This window comes from Alkalinema pantanalense CENA528 (assembly GCF_050753345.1).
GTDB lineage: Bacteria > Cyanobacteriota > Cyanobacteriia > Leptolyngbyales > Leptolyngbyaceae > Alkalinema > Alkalinema pantanalense.
In genome coordinates, this window is sequence record NZ_JBLZFX010000003.1 from 38,872 (window position 1) to 57,026 (window position 18,155).

16 protein-coding genes are annotated in these 18,155 nt (G+C 50.9%); 3 read left to right on the forward strand and 13 right to left on the reverse strand.

Going from position 1 to position 18,155, the window contains the following annotated elements:
- The first annotated feature begins 295 nt into the window (after window positions 1-295).
- The 3 genes from ACN4EG_RS01500 (at window position 296) to glnT (ending at window position 3,807) form a co-directional block, all read left to right on the forward strand.
- Window positions 296-1,339, forward strand: a complete 1,044-nt coding sequence (locus ACN4EG_RS01500) for a fatty acid desaturase family protein (RefSeq protein WP_431627386.1) — start codon at window positions 296-298, stop codon at window positions 1,337-1,339.
- A gap of 43 nt (window positions 1,340-1,382) precedes the next feature.
- On the forward strand, window positions 1,383-2,396 hold the full coding sequence (locus tag ACN4EG_RS01505; RefSeq protein WP_431627387.1) for an alpha/beta fold hydrolase: 1,014 nt from the start codon (window positions 1,383-1,385) through the stop codon (window positions 2,394-2,396).
- A gap of 109 nt (window positions 2,397-2,505) precedes the next feature.
- Window positions 2,506-3,807 carry a type III glutamate--ammonia ligase gene (glnT, locus tag ACN4EG_RS01510; protein WP_431627388.1) on the forward strand — a complete coding sequence of 434 codons (1,302 nt, stop codon included), beginning with the start codon at window positions 2,506-2,508 and terminating at the stop codon, window positions 3,805-3,807.
- Between the two features lie 49 nt (window positions 3,808-3,856).
- Here the strand turns inward: glnT and ACN4EG_RS01515 are convergent, their stop codons facing one another.
- The 13 genes from ACN4EG_RS01515 to sufB all read right to left on the reverse strand — a co-directional run bounded on the left by ACN4EG_RS01515 (window position 3,857) and on the right by sufB (window position 18,139).
- A complete protein-coding gene (locus ACN4EG_RS01515) occupies window positions 3,857-4,633 on the reverse strand; it encodes a metallophosphatase (protein WP_431627389.1) in 777 nt (258 codons plus the stop codon).
- A gap of 35 nt (window positions 4,634-4,668) precedes the next feature.
- Window positions 4,669-5,328, reverse strand: a complete 660-nt coding sequence (gene folE / locus ACN4EG_RS01520; protein WP_431627486.1) for a GTP cyclohydrolase I FolE — start codon at window positions 5,326-5,328, stop codon at window positions 4,669-4,671.
- A gap of 148 nt (window positions 5,329-5,476) precedes the next feature.
- A complete protein-coding gene (locus tag ACN4EG_RS01525) occupies window positions 5,477-6,622 on the reverse strand; it encodes a CobW family GTP-binding protein (protein WP_431627390.1) in 1,146 nt (381 codons plus the stop codon).
- A 133-nt stretch (window positions 6,623-6,755) separates the two neighbouring features.
- A complete protein-coding gene (gene hemB / locus ACN4EG_RS01530) occupies window positions 6,756-7,895 on the reverse strand; it encodes a porphobilinogen synthase (protein WP_431627391.1) in 1,140 nt (379 codons plus the stop codon).
- A 65-nt stretch (window positions 7,896-7,960) separates the two neighbouring features.
- A complete protein-coding gene (locus ACN4EG_RS01535; RefSeq protein ID WP_431627392.1) occupies window positions 7,961-8,788 on the reverse strand; it encodes a metallophosphoesterase family protein in 828 nt (275 codons plus the stop codon).
- Window positions 8,785-9,714, reverse strand: a complete 930-nt coding sequence (locus tag ACN4EG_RS01540; RefSeq protein WP_431627393.1) for a hypothetical protein — start codon at window positions 9,712-9,714, stop codon at window positions 8,785-8,787. Before ACN4EG_RS01540 ends, ACN4EG_RS01535 begins: the two co-directional genes overlap by 4 nt.
- Before the next feature lie 391 nt (window positions 9,715-10,105).
- The gene (locus tag ACN4EG_RS01545) at window positions 10,106-11,128 is read right to left on the reverse strand and encodes a glycosyltransferase family 2 protein (protein ID WP_431627394.1); all 1,023 of its coding nucleotides are present in this window, start codon (window positions 11,126-11,128) and stop codon (window positions 10,106-10,108) included.
- Window positions 11,129-11,370: 242 nt separating this feature from the next.
- Window positions 11,371-12,642 (reverse strand): SufS family cysteine desulfurase, encoded by a 1,272-nt coding sequence (locus ACN4EG_RS01550; protein ID WP_431627395.1) that lies wholly within the window; start codon window positions 12,640-12,642, stop codon window positions 11,371-11,373.
- 228 nt (window positions 12,643-12,870) lie between these two features.
- Window positions 12,871-14,235, reverse strand: coding sequence for a Fe-S cluster assembly protein SufD (gene sufD, locus ACN4EG_RS01555; protein WP_431627396.1), 1,365 nt, complete (start codon window positions 14,233-14,235; stop codon window positions 12,871-12,873).
- Complete coding sequence (sufC, locus tag ACN4EG_RS01560; RefSeq protein WP_431627397.1) at window positions 14,232-15,008, reverse strand: Fe-S cluster assembly ATPase SufC; 777 nt, start codon at window positions 15,006-15,008, stop codon at window positions 14,232-14,234. The genes sufD and sufC overlap by 4 nt, the downstream gene beginning before the upstream one ends.
- Before the next feature lie 50 nt (window positions 15,009-15,058).
- Window positions 15,059-16,072 carry a hypothetical protein gene (locus tag ACN4EG_RS01565; RefSeq protein ID WP_431627398.1) on the reverse strand — a complete coding sequence of 338 codons (1,014 nt, stop codon included), beginning with the start codon at window positions 16,070-16,072 and terminating at the stop codon, window positions 15,059-15,061.
- 69 nt (window positions 16,073-16,141) lie between these two features.
- Window positions 16,142-16,561, reverse strand: coding sequence for an aspartyl protease family protein (locus ACN4EG_RS01570; protein WP_431627399.1), 420 nt, complete (start codon window positions 16,559-16,561; stop codon window positions 16,142-16,144).
- 135 nt (window positions 16,562-16,696) lie between these two features.
- The gene (gene sufB / locus ACN4EG_RS01575; protein WP_431627400.1) at window positions 16,697-18,139 is read right to left on the reverse strand and encodes a Fe-S cluster assembly protein SufB; all 1,443 of its coding nucleotides are present in this window, start codon (window positions 18,137-18,139) and stop codon (window positions 16,697-16,699) included.
- Window positions 18,140-18,155: the final 16 nt, after the last annotated feature.

The following is an 18,155-nucleotide window of genomic DNA, read 5'->3' on the forward strand; positions in this document are numbered from 1 at the left end:
AATGTTACACTTCTGATACAAAATACCTAATCAATAGCTGTGCTACATCACGTCATCTGTAAGAAACAAGTCTGTAGTGTTCATCATTGAGATCGAGTCCGGTCTAGCACAGCGTTATTGTAGATCAACCCTCCCCGATCGCGCCTTATATAAACGATTGCCGCACTGATAACCCACACTGATAACCCACCTCTCTGGAACCGTCTAACCCAACCTCCTCCCCCTCAGTTGACAGCCTCCTAGCAACTTGTTATAACAAGTTAAACTTCGGAGTCACTTAAGATCGGGGGTACCTATGGCCAGTCCGCAAGAGCTTAACCATCCTAATCCAGACCCTGCCCCTCCCACGATCGCCCCCCCAGCGGAACCCGCAGAAACCGCAGCCAACCCCGAAGCCAACTTCGATCGATCGGCTCCCGCCGCCGCCACCTACCTCTCCCCCCGACAAATCTTCACCCCCGACGGCTTAGAACAACTCAACCAACGCTCTGACCTCAAAGGTACCCTCCAACTGCTCTATCACCTCAGCATTCTGGTTACCAGTGGTTATCTCTGGCTCACCCACTTGCACCAACCCTGGATCGGCCTCCCCGCCCTAGTCATCTACGGCTTCAGCATCGCCGCCATGTTCGCCCCGCTCCACGAATGCGTTCATCGGACTGCCTTCGTCAGCAATCGCACCAACGACATTGTTGCATGGCTCGCAGGATTGCTTTCCCTGTACAACAGTACCTTCTATCGCCGCTATCACAAATGGCACCACCGCTATACCCGCATCCCTAACAAAGACCCCGAACTCACCGACCCCACCCCCAACACCCTGGGCGAATATCTTTGGCAAATGAGCGGCATCCCTTGGTGGATTGGCAAAGCCCAAGGGCACCTACGTTGCGCGATCGGACAAATGGACGACCTCCCCTACATCCCCGCCACCGCCCGCGCCGAAATCCAACGATCGGTTCAACTGCAACTTGCCTGCTATGGCCTCGCGATCGCACTGTCCATTTATTTCCAATCCCCCTGGTTTATTCTCGGTTGGCTCTTACCCCTCGCGATCGGGCAACCCATTCTGCGCCTCATCCTCCTCTCAGAACACACTGGCTGCACCCTCGACGCTAACCCCTTCGCCAACACCCGCACCACCCTCACCTGGGCACCCCTGCGTTGGTTAATGTGGAACATGCCCTTCCACGCCGAACACCACTTCTGCCCCTCCCTACCCTTCCACGCCCTCAGCAAAGCCCACGAGCAGCTACGATCGCACCTACAGCACGTTGATTCAGGCTACACCACCGTTAACCGGAACATCATTCAAAATCTGGGCCACCTGCCCCAATAGCCCAACCTAGCCCCCGTGCGATCGGGATTCTTCCCCCTACCCCATGACAGAACTGCTGAAGCTAACAGATTTTCCATTGCAATGTGGCGTAGTTTTGCCGGAAGTTTGCCTAGCCTACCAAATCTATGGCGAATTCAATTCCCGCAGCCATCCCACCAACGTCATTCTCTATCCCACATCCTACGGAGCCCAGCATCCTGACTTAGATTGGTTAATCGCCCCCGACAGCATTCTCAATTCCGACCAGTACTGCATTGTCATGGTCAACATGCTAGGTAATGGTATTTCTACCTCACCTAGCAATTCCGAACACTGCGGTTTAGCAGAACAAAACTGTTGGTTTACCCATTGGGATAACCTCCGTCTTCAGGCCCACTTAGTATTTAATCACCTGGAAATCCCGCAGCTTGCCCTGGTCTACGGCTGGTCAATGGGCGCACAGCAGGCTTACCACTGGGCCGCTTGCTATCCCGATCGAGTCGAACGGATTGCCGCCCTCTGTGGTACCGCCCGCACCACAGAACACAACCAGATTTTTCTGCAAAGTTTGCGCCATGCCCTCACCAGTGACCCCACCTGGACAGGCAGCAGCTTTGACGGCGTACCCGATCGAGGCTTGCAAACCTTCGCCCGCATTTATGCCAGTTGGGCTGCCTCCCAAGCCTTTTACCGCGATCGACTCTACCTGCCCCTTGGCTACTCATCCTTAGAAGATTACCTGCTGCGGGGCTGGGAAGCGGGCTACCGAAAACGCGATCCGCGCAACCTAATTGCAATGATTGATACATGGCTGCGTTGCGATGTCAGCGATAATCCCCTATATCACGGAGATTACCTGGCGGCCCTCGCAGCCATTCAAGCTAAAACCCTCGTGATGCCTGGAACCACCGACCTCTACTTCACCCCGGAGGACTGTCACGCAGAAGCCAACTTAATCCCCAACGCGCAATATTTACCAATTCCCTCCCTCTGGGGTCACCGAGCAGGCAATCCCTACCAAAACCCCCAGGATGCAGCGTTCATTCGATCGGCCATTGCTGAATTATTAGCAGATTGATTTAGCATTAATTTGCCTGCATTGGCAAAAACGTAATCCATAGCGATTCATCATTCCTCCCAGAGCCACTGTTTATTTCTTTGTTTATCTCTTAGGATTCAACGCAACCATGGCATTGTCGGAATTGGCAAAAACCCAGGGCATTCGTTACTTTCTGATTTCCTTTACGGATCTATTCGGGGTGCAGCGATCGAAGCTAGTTCCTGCCGCCGCGATCGATCAAATTGCCGCTGAAGGAGCCGGATTTGCTGGATTTGCGGCCTGGTTAGACATGACGCCCGCCGATCCTGATATTTTGGCTATTCCCGACGCCGATCGGTTGATTCCATTACCCTGGCAGCGAGATGTCGCTTGGATGCCAGCGGACTTGTACTGGAGCACCGGAGCCGCAATCGCCCAAACCCCCCGCCTCACCCTCAAGCGCGTATTGGCCCAGGCCGATGCCCTAGGCTACAGCGTCAAAACCGGGGTGGAATGCGAATATTTTCTCCTGCAAGCCGACGGCGAACACCTCTCCGACCCCTACGATCGGGCCGCCAAACCCTGCTATGACCAACAGGCTCTGATGCGGCGCTATGACGTCATTGCGGAAATCTGCGACGCCATGCTGGAACTGGGCTGGGAGCCCTACCAAAATGACCACGAAGATGCCAACGGCCAGTTTGAAATGAACTGGAAATATGCCGATGCACTGGTCACTGCCGATCGCCATGCCTTCTTTAAATACATGGTCAAGTCGATCGCCCAAAAGCACGGCTATCGCGCCACCTTCATGCCCAAACCTTTCTCGGATTTGACGGGCAACGGCTGCCACACACACCTATCCGTTTGGGATCGGGCAGGTACCACCAACTTCTTTGACGACGCTCAGGGAGAACTGGGGCTGTCTCCCTTGGCCTATCAATTCATCGCGGGAGTACTGCATTCCGCCAGTGCCCTTTGTGCCCTTAGCAACCCCACCGTGAATTCCTACAAACGCCTCAATGCGGCCACACCCCACTCCGGTGCAACTTGGTCGCCCACAACCATTACCTACGGCGGCAACAACCGCACCCACATGATTCGCATTCCCGATCTCGGACGATTTGAATGCCGTCTGCCCGATGGAGCAGCCAATCCTTACCTCTTACCCGCTGCGTTGGTGGCTGCAGGCTTAGATGGCATCGCAGAAAAACGGGATCCCGGTGTTCGATCGAATACGAATAGCTACACAGATGCAGCCGCAGCAGAGATCAAACGATTACCCAACAATTTACTCGACGCCTTACGTGCCTTAGACGACAACAAAATCATGCGCGATCGCTTAAGCAATGAAGTTGTAGATGCCTACCTCAAACTCAAGCACCAGGAATGGTCAGAATATACCAATCATCTCAGTAGTTGGGAACTGAGACACACATTAGATTGTTGAGCCATCGCCTGGGGCACAGTATTGCAACAGTACAGTATTGCAACAGTATTTATAAACGTACCTGCGATCGACTTTGCGAGAATCCTTTGGCAGCGCCATAGCGGACTGTCCGAAACTCAAGATTGCCCCCATAGGGTTGATAGAGCGTATAGGTGGCTTGTCCGGGTACCCGTCCCACATTGCCCACGCCAACCACTCTCCGAGGACGTGATATCACGGTTTCCGGTACAATGAGCGCTGTAGATTGCAGTGTAGATAGCTCTGTAGGGTCATCCAAGCTGATAATTTCAGACACGACGCTCGCTTGTTGAATTTCATATTCAAACGCCAAGCCCGATCGACCACAAAACAAGAAATTAGCATCCATCCTGAGTAATCGATCGAGCATTAAGATTGAGTCTGTTTCTGGGGTTAGCTCATCACTCACACTGAGGCCACTCCCGTGAATTAATAAACAATCTAACTCAAAAAATCCAAAATCTAAGGACTTGACCCAATCCACCACCGATCGCGAATTTGCATCCCAGAGCTGTTTTACCACCGATATACCGTATCGATCGATCAGTTCTGTCGGTTCTGCCGATCGTCCAAGGCCATGCAAAATTAATAATTGCTCTTCCCACCACCCCTGACAGATCTGGGGTTCAGGTTCTCCCGATTGTGGATAGCAAAGCCTTTGCATGACTGCTGTGTTATCCGCGATCGGAGAAATCACATCCCCCAGAATATAGAGTACTTCAATGGGCGATCGTTGGCGTTTCAGATCAGCCAAAACCGCTTCATAGGCAGCCAGATTGCCTTCAATACCACTCAAAATCGCCCACATAATCACTCCTTAGAAATGTTCATCCGCATCCACCATTAATGAAACGCAGGCCGATGTTGAATCAGGCTCATGAATTCCTGCCGAGTTTTGGGATCCTCCGCAAAAACACCTTTCATCGCGCTGGTTGCCGTCCAGGAACCGGGCTTTTGTACACCACGCATGGCCATACACATGTGGGTAGCCTCAACTACCACAGCGACCCCCTGCGGTTTGAGCAAGCCCTGCAACGCATCAGCAATCTGCGCTGTCAACCGTTCTTGGACTTGCAAGCGTCGAGCATACATTTCACAAATGCGGGCAATTTTCGACAGCCCAATGACCTTGCCATTGGGAATGTATGCCACATGAACGCGCCCAATAATCGGCAAAATATGGTGTTCACAGGAGCTAAATAGGTCAATGTCTCGCACAAGCACCATTTCATTGGTATTTTCGTGAAAAACTGCCCCATTGAGCAATTCATCAAGGGATTGGTGATAGCCCTGAGTCAGGAATTGCAATGCTTTGACCACTCGTTTGGGCGTGTCGCGCAGTCCTTCCCGATCGGGATCTTCCCCCAACCCAATTAACAAAGTCCGCACTGCCTGCATCATTTCTGCGTCGGAAACGGGAGGGTGGGCTTGGGTCTTCAGGGCCGCGATCGTCGTATCTGCCGTGGGTTCAGCCAGACTACGTTCAATCGATAATTCAGGCATCGATATTTCAGACATAGGATAATTCATTGGGTTCTGCGATCGATTTAAGGTAAGGGATGGACTACCTGATTAAAAACCAGGTATATTTTCCACAGATTTGACGAATATTAGACTGTACGAATATTCGTGGCTGTAGAAACTCAGGAGATCACACCATTGAAGAGAGTGGGGAGATACTGATAACTTGACAGTCGGCCAGGGATTGTCGAATTTTTTCTGCATCTAAATCCCGACCAATTAAAACAATTTGGTTACAGCGTTTGCCTTTCCATGACTTCACATCCAAGCTACATCGTTTACCACTCAGTTGAAAGATGTGTCGCAACTGGCTTTCCAAAAACCACAAAATTCCTTTTCCTCGGAAAACGGTCGGGGGCAATTGATCTAAAAAGGCTTGAAACTTAGTCAGATTAAAGGGTCGATCGCTGGTATAGGAAACCGCTACAAAGCCATCATTCGCTAAATGATTGGAAGCGTGATGGGTCTGGTGATCGTGATGATGATCATGGTGATGATGGGAATCCAATTCATGCCCGTGGTTGTGTCTGTGTTCGTCCCCGTGTTCATGTCTATGGTCGTGGGCCGTGCGATCGTGGACTGTGTGATCAGAGGAACTGCCCTCTAGAATTGCTGCATAAACTGCGGGATTGTTATAGCCCACATCCAGAAGTAACGGTAACGGCACCGCCCCATGCTGGCAGCGGATAATCCGTGCTCCATCCTTGATCGTATTGATATAAGTTTCTAAGGTGTCTACTTGCTGCGGGGTGGCTAAATCTGTTTTGTTCAGAAGCACAATATCGCCGTAGAGAATTTGGTGAATGGCGGCCTCGCTGTCAAAGTGGTCTGGGGTAAACGTTTCTGCATCCACCAGCGTGAGGATGGAATCTAAACGCACCAAATCCCGCAATTCTGATCCGACAAACGTCATGACGATCGGCAGAGGATCGGCCACCCCCGTCGTTTCAATCACGAGGTAGTCCACCCGATCGTCCCGTTCCAACACCCGATAAATGGCATCCACTAAGCCATCGTTGATCGTGCAACAAATGCAACCGTTACTCAGTTGCACCATGTCTTCGTCGATCGAGACGAGGAGTTGGGTGTCAATATCAATATCACCAAACTCATTGACCAACACCGCCACTTTCAAATCATTGCGATTATTCAAAATGTGGTTGAGCAACGTTGTTTTGCCACTGCCTAAAAAGCCAGTAATCACCGTGACAGGCAATCCTCGCTTCGGCAAATCGACGATCGCGGCTGTGGCTGAATGACTGACCGAATGCTGCATAATCTTCCCTCCAAGGAATGTGTCGGGTAACACCAACAGGAATGCTGACAGGTTATTACTGATTTCTATAAACTTACGAATCCAACTGGGTGTTCAATCCCGTGAAGCTAATATCTTGTTAGTGCAACATATCCTATTCATTCAACATCTGAGCAACCGTTTTTGCAAAGTAGGTGAGAATCAAATCGGCCCCTGCCCGCTTCATACTGGTCAAGGTTTCTAGTACTACTTTAGACTCATCAATCCAACCCTGAGCCGCTGCTGCTTTAATCATGGCGTACTCTCCACTCACGTTGTAGGCCGCGATCGGTAAATGGGTCTGCTGTTTAATCTGACAAATCACATCTAAGTAAGCCAAAGCGGGTTTAACCATGAGGATATCGGCTCCCTCTGCAATGTCTAACTTAATTTCCTTGATCGCTTCCCGAAGGTTGGCTGCATCCATTTGATAGGTTTTTTTATCACCAAACTTGGGTGCAGAATTCAGGGCATCTCGAAAAGGGCCATAGTAGGCAGAGGCATATTTGGCAGAATACGCGAGGATACCCACGTGAACCCAACCCGCTTGATCCAAAGCTTGGCGAATCGCCTTGACTCGGCCATCCATCATATCCGAAGGGGCAACAAAATCAGCACCCGCCTCCGCTTGGGTCAACGCCTGCTTAACCAAAATTGCAACGGTTTCATCATTGAGAATTTTGCCATCTTGAACAATGCCATCGTGACCTTCGCTACTGTAAGGATCGAGAGCGACATCGGCAATGACAATCATCTCGGGAACTGCCTGTTTGATTGCCCGAATAGTACGGGGCACTAGCCCTTCGGGATTATAACTTTCGCTGCCTGCATTGTCCTTGTGGGCGTCGGGAATTAAGGGAAACAACGAGATCGCGCCAATTCCCAAATCGTAGGCTTCCTGCACTTCTTGCAGCAGCAAATCTAGGGTATAGCGGTAACATCCCGGCATCGACTCCACTTCGATCGTGCGATTGTCGCCCTCCATCACGAAGATGGGATAAATTAAATCTTCCACCTGTAGCGTGTGTTCCCGCACGAGACGGCGCAGGGTTTCCGTCCGACGTAATCGCCGAGGCCGATGGGTGAGATGGAGTTGAGTAGAGGGCGCTGCTTCAGATCCGGCTTCTGATAAGCCTACGGTTACTTCTGATGAAGACGAATGCGTTGCCGTCTCTGTCAACAATGAGGCAGATTCTAGGGGTTCTGATGTGGCTGGAATATCATTGAGTACTGATGCTTGGGAATGAGTAGCCATGCTATTGACCTCGTGATTAAAATGATTGCCTTGCGTGATGTAAAAACTGCTCGATCGCTGTGTCTTTATCGTTCACAGATATGGGTTGGGTCATCCGCTCGCTCTGCAAACTCCAATCCCCTCGCCAACCGCCATGCAAAGATTGCGGGCAATCCTTTTTCAATAATGTCGGCACAGGTTTTTTGATAGTCGTATTCCACTTCCCGCAACGTGATGCGATCGTAATCGGTGTCGTAAATAACATAGGTAGCATTGGGCCGACCGTGGCGTGGCTCTCCCACGGAACCTGCATTAACGATGCGTTTCAGCGGCGTTGTAATAGTGCGATCTGTGACGGTATGGGACTGCCCATTGGGCTGAGCTATTTGGACTTTAATTTGGAGTTGCCCACTGTCTAAGGTTCGGACATAGGGAATGTGAGTGTGACCACAAAACAAAATATCGGCTCCAGTAGACATGATCCGCTCCATTGCGACAAACGCATCCATTCCCGGCAGGAGATATTCATGCTGGTTGTGGGGACTGCCATGGACAAAGCAGAGGTGATCTTCCTGGAGGTTAAAGGGAAGGTTGGCTAAGAACGATCGGGTTTCAGGGTGAATGGCTTGATTCGTCCATTCGTGGGCCAGTCGTCCCCGTTTCTCCGCCAGTACGGATGGATAGCTACATTCACAGGCATTCAGCCCTTCCACAATATCCTCATCCCAGCAGCCCTGACAGGTGGGAATATCCAGCGATCGAATCATCTCAACCACCGCATTGGGATGGGGGCCATAGCCGACCAAATCCCCTAAGCAGTAAATTTTGTCGGCATTGTGGGCGTCAATATCCGAAAGAACGGCATTGAGCGCCTCGTAGTTACCATGAATACAAGACATGACTGCAATTTTCATGACACGATCGCTCCTTGGGGAACTCCTTGAGATGCGCGGATTTGGGCTTGGTAATAGGCGATCGCTGCATCCTCTAAGCAGCAGTCAGTCAGGGTTTGCACAATACTGGGTTGATCTACCTCCATCCCAACAACTTCTAAGCCACTGAACCGATCGGGTGGCCCATCCAACCATCGGGGTAACGCAAGCTCCAAAGGCTCGACGGCGGCATAGCCTGCCCGATAGTTCAACAAGAGCGCACGGCCATCCACCAGTTCAAAAATTCCCTTAGCCCGTTGAAGTTCCCCGTAGGCTCCGTGGGTCAGTTCATGCCAAAAAGTTTCTAAACTATTACCATCGAGGATTTTGCCCCTGAGGTGCGATCGACGGATTTGCAGTGTTGTTTCTGGCGTTAGATCACTTGACAACCGTGATGATTCAGAAGCGGCTATCGGCAAGTTTTCTAGCAAGCTCTCTGGTGATGCCATAGGAGAGATAACAGTCCATCCTGACCACTCACAGCCCTGTTGGTCTTGAGGTAATGATTCTGATGAGTTAGCTGATGAAGCCACCAATTGCGATTGGAATCCCGATCGTGATTCTACATCTGTAGACTGACTGAATTGCGGAGGCTGCACCAAGAGAACTTTTCGACAAGCTTCAGGCGCGATCGGCAACTCCAAGGAAGCAGGATCAATATGAAACCCAAGTTCAATAAAAAGCGGTATGGACTGCTCTGATCGCCGGAGAAATTCACTCAACCCATCAACCGAGATCGCAGTTAAGTGAGGCAGTTCCGTTCCGAGATAGGTGGCATCGATCGGGAAATTTTCTGACCCTAGACTCAGGTAAGCAGCAGATTGAACCAGACTGGCTTGCTGGTAAATCCAGGTCGTTTTGCCAACCCCTGGGGCACCGGCAACTAAGGTAACAGGAAACGATTGCATAGCAGCTCAAGGGAATTCCCGAAAAAATACTACGCTGGAGATAAAACCCTTGCCGATCAAATCGATCGAACCCTTTACTGAGGTTTCAAGTGGAAATCTAACAGGTAGCATTACAGGATTGATTCAAACCCCTGCTATACTAGCACAAAATAAGATAATGATAATCATTATCATGCCAATATTAAAACAAATGGAGCCTCATCTTTCGATGCTAGGAGGCTTTACGGATGCAAGATAAACGCGCTGTCAAAATTTTGCACCATCATGTCATCATTCTGCGACGCCCAATGCACAGCCAATACAAGCTAAACGTTGCAGAACGATTTTCCTTTAGGCATTTTTCTTCCTAACATAGGAAGCGCACAGCCTCAGCTATTCTGTGCCACCTCAGCTACTCCGTGCCTAAACGGGCTGAGGAAGAGTGTTTTAGATTTTTCAAAGAATGTTTAAGGTTCTTTAAATAAGCCAGCAATTCCGTTCCCCATCTAGCAGGCAACAGCAAGATAACTAACTGAGCTAGGCCCTTGGGTGATAACCGACGCTTCCAAGGATAGTAAGACGAAAAATAGATGCGTGCAGCGGTTCGCTTTTTACCAAAATGGAGCCAGCGACTAATGGCGTAGGGTGCTATGTTTTTGAGCCACCGTGCTTTGAGGGACTGTAATTCCGCAGGTACCCGCGTTGATTCCATCAAGCGATAGCCATAATTGGCTGAGGTGCTGTTATCCTTCCCACTCTCAGAATTCGCCTGCGCCATACGGTACTGGGAGATATACTCATTCACAAACCAGAAATCATCATAGTTTTGGGCCAGCCGTAAATCGAAATCGAGATCGCAGGCGTCCCCTACCTGCGGATCGGTGGAATAGCCAATTTTCTGGGCCACATCCGTCCGAATCATAAATCCATTCGGAGCGAAAAAGCCGGACAATACCATCCACCAGAGCGATCGCTGCCAATGGGGATAGGTCGGAGGTTGTTCAAGAGACTTGTAAAATTCTCGCGTTTCCTCTGGCATCGGACGCCCATCCGCATCCATCATCTGGTATTTGCCGTAGCTCATGATGAGATTGGGGTTTAGATCCCAGGCACTGGCTAAATCTGCTACTGCATTCGGGAAGAGGAGGTCGTCATCATGGAGCAACACCAAGCGATCGCCCTTGGCCAGATTAAAGGCATTCGTAGTGTTAGCAGCTTGGCGCAGAGACGGTCGATTGCGTACATAGCGAATCCGATCGGGACGATTGAATCCTCGAATCATTTCCTCCGTGCGATCGTCGGGGGAATCATCACTGACGACAATTTCAATGTTTGGATAAGTCTGATTCAAACAAGACTCGATCGCCAGTTTAAGAAATTCGGGCCGACGATAGGTCGGAATACAAATAGAAATAAGCGGGGGCTGTTGACTCATGATCTGACAAATACTGACTGAACAGCCCAATCCTAAGACATAATTTGCATTTTATGGTGTCCAATCAGTGACAATTCAGTGACAGTAAATTAATGCATATCCATCATCCATGGATATGCATTAGAAATTATCTATACAAACTTGTATTCTGTTCGTTCAATTGTGAGGGTCGCTGATCCGCCAAAATTGAACGAACATTCAAGGCAATTTAGAGAGGCAACGAATTTGCGGAATGGCTGACCCTACAATAATTCTGCGAAAAATTCGATCGTCTCCTTCAATGCACTGACAAAGACATCAATTTCCTCAAACGTATTGTAGAAATAGAGGCTGGCCCGTGCAGTGGAACTGAGATCTAATTGATTGTGCAGGGGTTGGGTACAGTGGTGCCCCGATCGAATCGCTACCCCCGATTGATCCAACAGCGTGGCTAAATCATTGGCGTGCAAGCCTTCGTAGGTAAAGGCGGCTAGGGCTGCCCGTCCGCTGCCGTTGGGTTGAGGTTTGGGGCCGTAGATGCGTAGATTGGGAATGGTGGCCAATTGCTGGAACAGGTAAGCGGTTAATGCTTCTTCGTAGGCATGAATTTTGTCCATGCCGATCGCCGTAAGGTAGTCGATCGCCGCACCGAGGGCAATCACCTCCGCGATCGCAGGCGTCCCCGCTTCAAACTTATGGGGCAATCCGGCATAGGTGGAATGATCCAGAAAGACATCCTGAATCATTTCCCCACCGCCCAGGAAGGGATTCATCGCTTCCAGAATCGCCTGTTTGCCGTAGAGGAAGCCCGCCCCCGTTGGCCCGCACATCTTATGACCGGAGGCCACAAACCAATCACAGTCGATCGCTTGCACGTCGATCGGTAAATGGGGCGTACTTTGGCAACCGTCGATCAGCACCTTCGCACCGACTTGGTGGGCCGCGGCACAAATTTCCGTCACTGGGTTAATGCAACCCAGGGTGTTCGATACGTGTACGACCGAAACAAGCTTGGTCTTTTCCGACAACAGCGAAGTGAAATGCTCAAAGTCGAAGCCCTCATCGGCATTCAACTGCACATGTTTCAGCACCGCCCCCGTCCGCTGCGCCACAAACTGCCAGGGCACCAAGTTACTGTGGTGCTCCATCACCGTCAGAATAATTTCATCCCCCGGCTGCAAACTGCCCATCCCCCAAGCATAGGCCACCAGGTTAATCGCTTCCGTCGCATTGCGGGTAAAGACGATCTCGTCACGGGAGGCTGCATTGACAAACTTAGCCGTTTTATCCCGTACGGCTTCGTAGGCTTCCGTGGCCCGCGCACTCAGGGTGTGAATACCGCGATGGACGTTGGCATTGTCCCGCTCGTAGTAATGGCGAATGGCGTCTAGAACCGCGATCGGCTTTTGTGAAGTTGCCGCATTGTCGAGGTAGACCAGGGGTTTGCCGTTGACTTCCTGGTGCAGGATGGGAAAGTCCAATCGGACTTGTTCGGCCAGGGTCGAGTGGGTGGGAGTGGCTTGGGTGAGAGTCATGGGTGGAGGTGGGAGAGAGGACGGCGGAGACGTTGGCAATTTTATCGTTTTCCCGAGACGTTCGATCCCCCCTAGCCCCCCTTAAAAAAGGGGGAACAAGAATTTCAAAGTCCCCCTTTTTAAGGGAGAACCCGGAATTTCAAAGTCCCCCTTTTTTCTAGCGCAGCGGCGCGTTAGCGTGGGGATTTAGGGGGATCGAATCTACACGATCGACTAGACATTCAAAACTTAAGATGAAGCTTGCCGATCGCGCATCATTTGGGTCAGGGATTGCCGCAGGGAGGCCACGGGGATGTGGTTGATGATTTCCGTCGCGAAGGCAAAGGTAAGCAACTTGCGGGCGGCTTCTGCACCGATGCCTCGGCTCTGGAGATAAAAGACTTCATCGTCCTCCAGTTGGCTGACAGTGGCTCCGTGGGCGCATTTGACGCTATCCGCCACAATTTCCAACTGCGGTTTGGTGTCGATCCGCGCCTTGGAGGACAGCACCAAGTTCCGGCTCAGTTGGGACGCATCGGTTTGCTGCGCCAACTTCGGCACGTAAATCCGCCCGTTAAAGACCCCATGGGCTTTGCCATCGGCGATGCACTTGTTCACCTGGGTGGCGGTGCAGTAGGGCTTGCTGAAGGCGATCAGGCTGTGGGTATCGGCGGTGCGATCGCCATCGACGATCGTCAACCCCATCAATTGGCTGTCCGTCTGTTCACCCTGGGAATACACTTCAAAATTGTGCCGGGACACTTGACCGCCGAGGCTGATGGCGGTGCAGGTGTAACGCGCATCACGCCCTTGGGAGACTGCGGTTTTGCCAATGTGGAAGGCTTGCTGGTTTTCCCATTGGATGCGGGTGTGGTTCACCTGGGCATTGTCTCCCACGACCACTTCCGTGACCGCATTGGTGAAGTAAGTCCCCGGTGCATCGGCGGAGGAATATTCTTCCACGAGGGTGACGGCACTGCCCGTTTCCGCCAGGACTAAGCAGCGGGGCTGGGCGATCGTGGTTGTGCCAGCGGTGCGGGAGAGAAACACGAGGTGAATCGGTTTTTCCACCGCAACGTTACGGGGAATACACACGATCGCGGCATCGGTCAGGCTGGCGGTATTCAGCGCCGTAAAGACTTCTTCCGCTCCGGTTTGGTGGCCGAGGACTGCTTGAACCACAGCGAGGCGATCGCTGGGCAGTTGGGCTAAATTCCCCACGAAAACCCCAGTGGGTAAGTCTTCCAGCTTGGACAGATGGGGCTTAAAGATCCCATTCATGAACACCAACCGACAGCCCGCTTCCGGCAGAACAATGCTGTCACAGGCTTTTAAATCGATCGCGGGGTCGGGCCGTTGCCAGGTCTGCGCCACTAGGGCGGACAGATCGGTGAAGCGCCAATCCTCATCGCGGGTGGAGGGGATGGCTAATTCCTGAACGATCGCGGCAGCTTGATCCCGGAGTTCCTGAACCCAGGGCAGGCTGTCTACGGACGATCGTAAATTGAGCAAGTTCCCTAAATAGGCTGCTCGATCGACCTTGGTGGAGACTTTCGCTGCTCCAACTTCTGGATTGGTCAACAGGGTGTCGGGGGTAGAAACTTCGATCGTCATGCTGCTGCTCCTTCCAGAATCCAGTCGTAACCCTTGGCTTCCAGTTCCAGGGCCAGTTCCTTGGTGCCCGTTTCCAGAATGCGCCCGTTGGCCATGACATGGACGTAGTCGGGGGTGATGTAGTCCAGCAAACGCTGGTAGTGGGTCACGAGCAACATGGCGTTATTTTCGTTGGATAACGCATTGACGCCACTGGCAACAATCCGCAGCGCATCGATGTCCAAGCCGGAGTCAATTTCATCCAAAATGCCTAAACTGGGCTCCAACAGCGCCATTTGCAGGATTTCGTTGCGCTTTTTCTCACCGCCGGAGAAGCCTTCATTGACGCCCCGATCGAGGAATTCCGCATCCATTTTCAGCAGACTCAGCTTTTCATGCACCAGGTCATCAAAATCGAAGGCATCCATTTCTTCCAAACCTTCGTGCTTGCGTTTGGCATTGTAGGAGACGCGCAGGAAGTCGAGGTTGGTCACGCCGGGAATTTCCAGGGGATATTGGAAGGCCAGGAAGATGCCCGATCTGGCGCGTTCTTCCGGTTCCAGTTCCAGCAGATTTTTGCCTCGGAAAATAATTTCGCCCCCGGTGACTTCGTAGGCGGGGTGGCCTGCGAGGATTTTGGAAAAGGTGCTCTTCCCGGAACCATTCGGCCCCATGATGGCGTGGACTTCACCCGCTTTAATCTCAAGGTTTAAGCCCTTCAGGATTTGGGTTCCGTCTACGTTGGCGGTCAAATCTTTGACCGATAGAATCAACTCTGCATTATCGCGAATCACAAATCGTCTCCTCAGTAATCAAAATTTAATCTCAGGGCATGACTCAAGTGCTAGGCGCTGTTGAGCAGTTCGGTAGTTGTCAGCGGATGTTTGAGCAAACTTGTTAGGGGAACATAGCGTTGACCTTGGGTGAACGCATAGGGCCTTCCCGCTGCATTTCTTAAGTCATTGCGGATATCTTGATTGAGCGAAATCGTTTCCTTCGCATCAACAGATGACAGGAGAAAAACTTGTACCGTGTCTTTATAAGCCCAATGCTGATCGCTTCTAGTTTTTTCAACCAATAGTTCTAAGCTAGTTTGAATACTGGTTCGAATACTGTCATCCAGAGCGCTGAGTTCTTCGGCATTGATGACTTCTTTAATCCCCTCTTCGTCCAAAACTACACTTTTGATCGGAGGGGCTAGAACTTTTGCAATTCTGTGATCGATGACACCGTTGTGATAGAAGCCGATGTATTCGACCTTTTGAAACGATCTATTAGGCTGACACAGATAAACTGAATAGTTTTCATAGTCCTTAATCGCTCCTCTAGCTGGAACAATTAAGACGGCATCAGATTTACCTGAATTGAGTAAACCTTCTGCCAAAAACATCTGAACAAGTTCTCGCAGCAGAAATCTTTCTTGTTCGCTGGCCAAGGGGAAATCAGAAGTCAACCAGGAATCATCGGTTTTCAAGACTTCTGCGATCGCATTTGCCAAGCTGTTGAAACTCGCCCAAACTACTAAAGGTGACTTGAGCTGCTCAACTTCCTTAGGAATCGTGTCATCAGGTGTCAGAACAATCAGCTTTTTCTGCGCAATATTTGGGTATTCCTGAAGAGCCTTAAGATGTTCCTGAAGTTGCTTATGCCAGACAGCATCAGGCACGACTTTTGTCTCAATCCAGTAGGCAAAGGATGCTTGAATAGCTCCATCTGGAATAGACTTAGCTCCCTTAATCTTTATCTGATTTTTGACTTCTAAAAGAGCTTGGTTAGGTTCTTCGCAAAGAATTTGTAGAATCCGCTCAACCAAGGAAAATGAAATTCGCTCGAATACCGCCAGAATACTTGCAGTCACTCGATTTTCTCCTTGGCTATATCGCGAGAATAATGGATTAGACATAAATCACAACCAAATTCCGGGTACCTACATTAATAAAACCTTGGCAACGTCAGGGCTATCGGGATTGACGATCAATCGTTCTCGTTTTGGATCAATCAATACATCCATTCCTTCCAGGGGAATTGCTCCCAGCAACACTTTGGTTGAATTGGGAACAACGAGAGCCTCAACGGAAGTCCGACGGTTTTGGAATCGGACTTCAATGGGGCCAACTACGCTGTATGGTACGCTGGAACCGTTCGCTAACTCAGCTTCTACGCTTCTGATGGCTTGAAGGTTAAGCTGCCGCTGAACTTCAGGTGAAATGACCAACATCGTTGATTTACGATCGACGTTTGCCATCACAACACATCGATGAACTTCCAGCTCTGTGAGATGTCCTGCTCGCAATAGCGCTAGATCACCCCCCGATACCAGTTCAATTTCAGCGTATACCAACCCCATTGCCAGCGTTTCCCTAAGGAATTTGCAAGGAATTTGCAAAGAAATAATATCCCCGATTCATTCTCCTACCCTTCTACCCTCCTACCCCATTGGGACTTGATCGATACACTGTTCCATCAGCGCATCTCCATCGACCTACCCCACGCTACCTTCCAACTTCAGCGCCAACAGCTTATCGGCCTCCACCGCAAATTCCATCGGCAACTGGTTAAACACATCCTTACAGAAGCCGCTGATCATCATCGATACCGCGTCTTCCATGGAAATGCCGCGCTGAGCAAAGTAGAAAAGCTGGTCTTCCCCAATCTTAGAAGTTGACGCTTCGTGTTCCACCTTGCCCGTATTATTCTGCACTTGGATGTAGGGGAAGGTATTGGCCTCAGCCCCATCGCCAATCAGCATCGAATCGCACTGGGAATAGTTCCGCGCCCCCGACGCCTTCGGGCCAATTTTCACCAAGCCGCGATAGCTGTTTTTGGAATGGCCAGCGGAAATCCCCTTGGAGACGATCGTGCTCTTGGTATTTTTGCCAATGTGCACCATCTTGGTTCCGGTGTCGGCCTGCTGGTAATTATTCGTCAGCGCTACGGAGTAAAACTCACCCACAGAGTGATCACCCACCAGCACACAACTGGGGTACTTCCAAGTAATCGCCGAACCCGTTTCCACCTGCGTCCAGGAAATCTTGGAATTTTTACCCTGGCACAGACCACGCTTCGTCACGAAGTTATAAATGCCGCCCTTGCCGTTTTTGTCCCCGGCGTACCAGTTTTGCACCGTGGAATATTTAATATCCGCATCATCCAGCGCCACCAGTTCCACCACCGCTGCGTGCAGTTGGTTCGAGTCATACATCGGGGCCGTGCAACCTTCCAGGTAGCTCACCGACGCCCCTTCCTCCGCCACAATCAACGTCCGCTCAAACTGCCCCGACTCCCCGTTGTTAATCCGGAAATAGGTGGACAGTTCCATGGGGCATTTCACACCCTTGGGCACAAAGACAAAGGAGCCATCGCTAAAGACCGCCGAATTCAACGCCGCATAAAAGTTATCGGCGATCGGAACCACACTGGCCAAATACTTGCGAATCAACTCAGGATGGTCTTTGATCGCCTCGGACATGGAGCAAAAAATCACCCCATGTTCCGCCAACTTATCCTTAAACGTGGTCGCCACAGACACACTGTCAAAAATGGCGTCCACCGCCACATTCACATTGGCCAAACGCTTCTGTTCCGAGAGAGGAATGCCCAATTTCTCGAAGGTGTCGAGCAATTCCGGATCGACTTCATCCAGGCTCTTTTTCTTCTCCTTAACCTTAGGGGCGGAGTAGTAAATGATGTCCTGGTAGTCGATCGGTGGATAGTCCACGTGTGCCCACATCGGGTCAGTCATCTTTAGCCACTGGCGATAGGCCCGCAGCCGAAACTCCAACATCCATTCGGGCTCTTCCTTTTTGGCGGAGATGAGCCGAATAACGTCTTCGTTCAGTCCTTTGGGAATCGTATCGGACTCGATGTTGGTCACGAACCCATATTTGTAGGGCTGATTGACCAGGTTCTGAACAGTTGCACTCATGGTCGTGTTCTCGCAG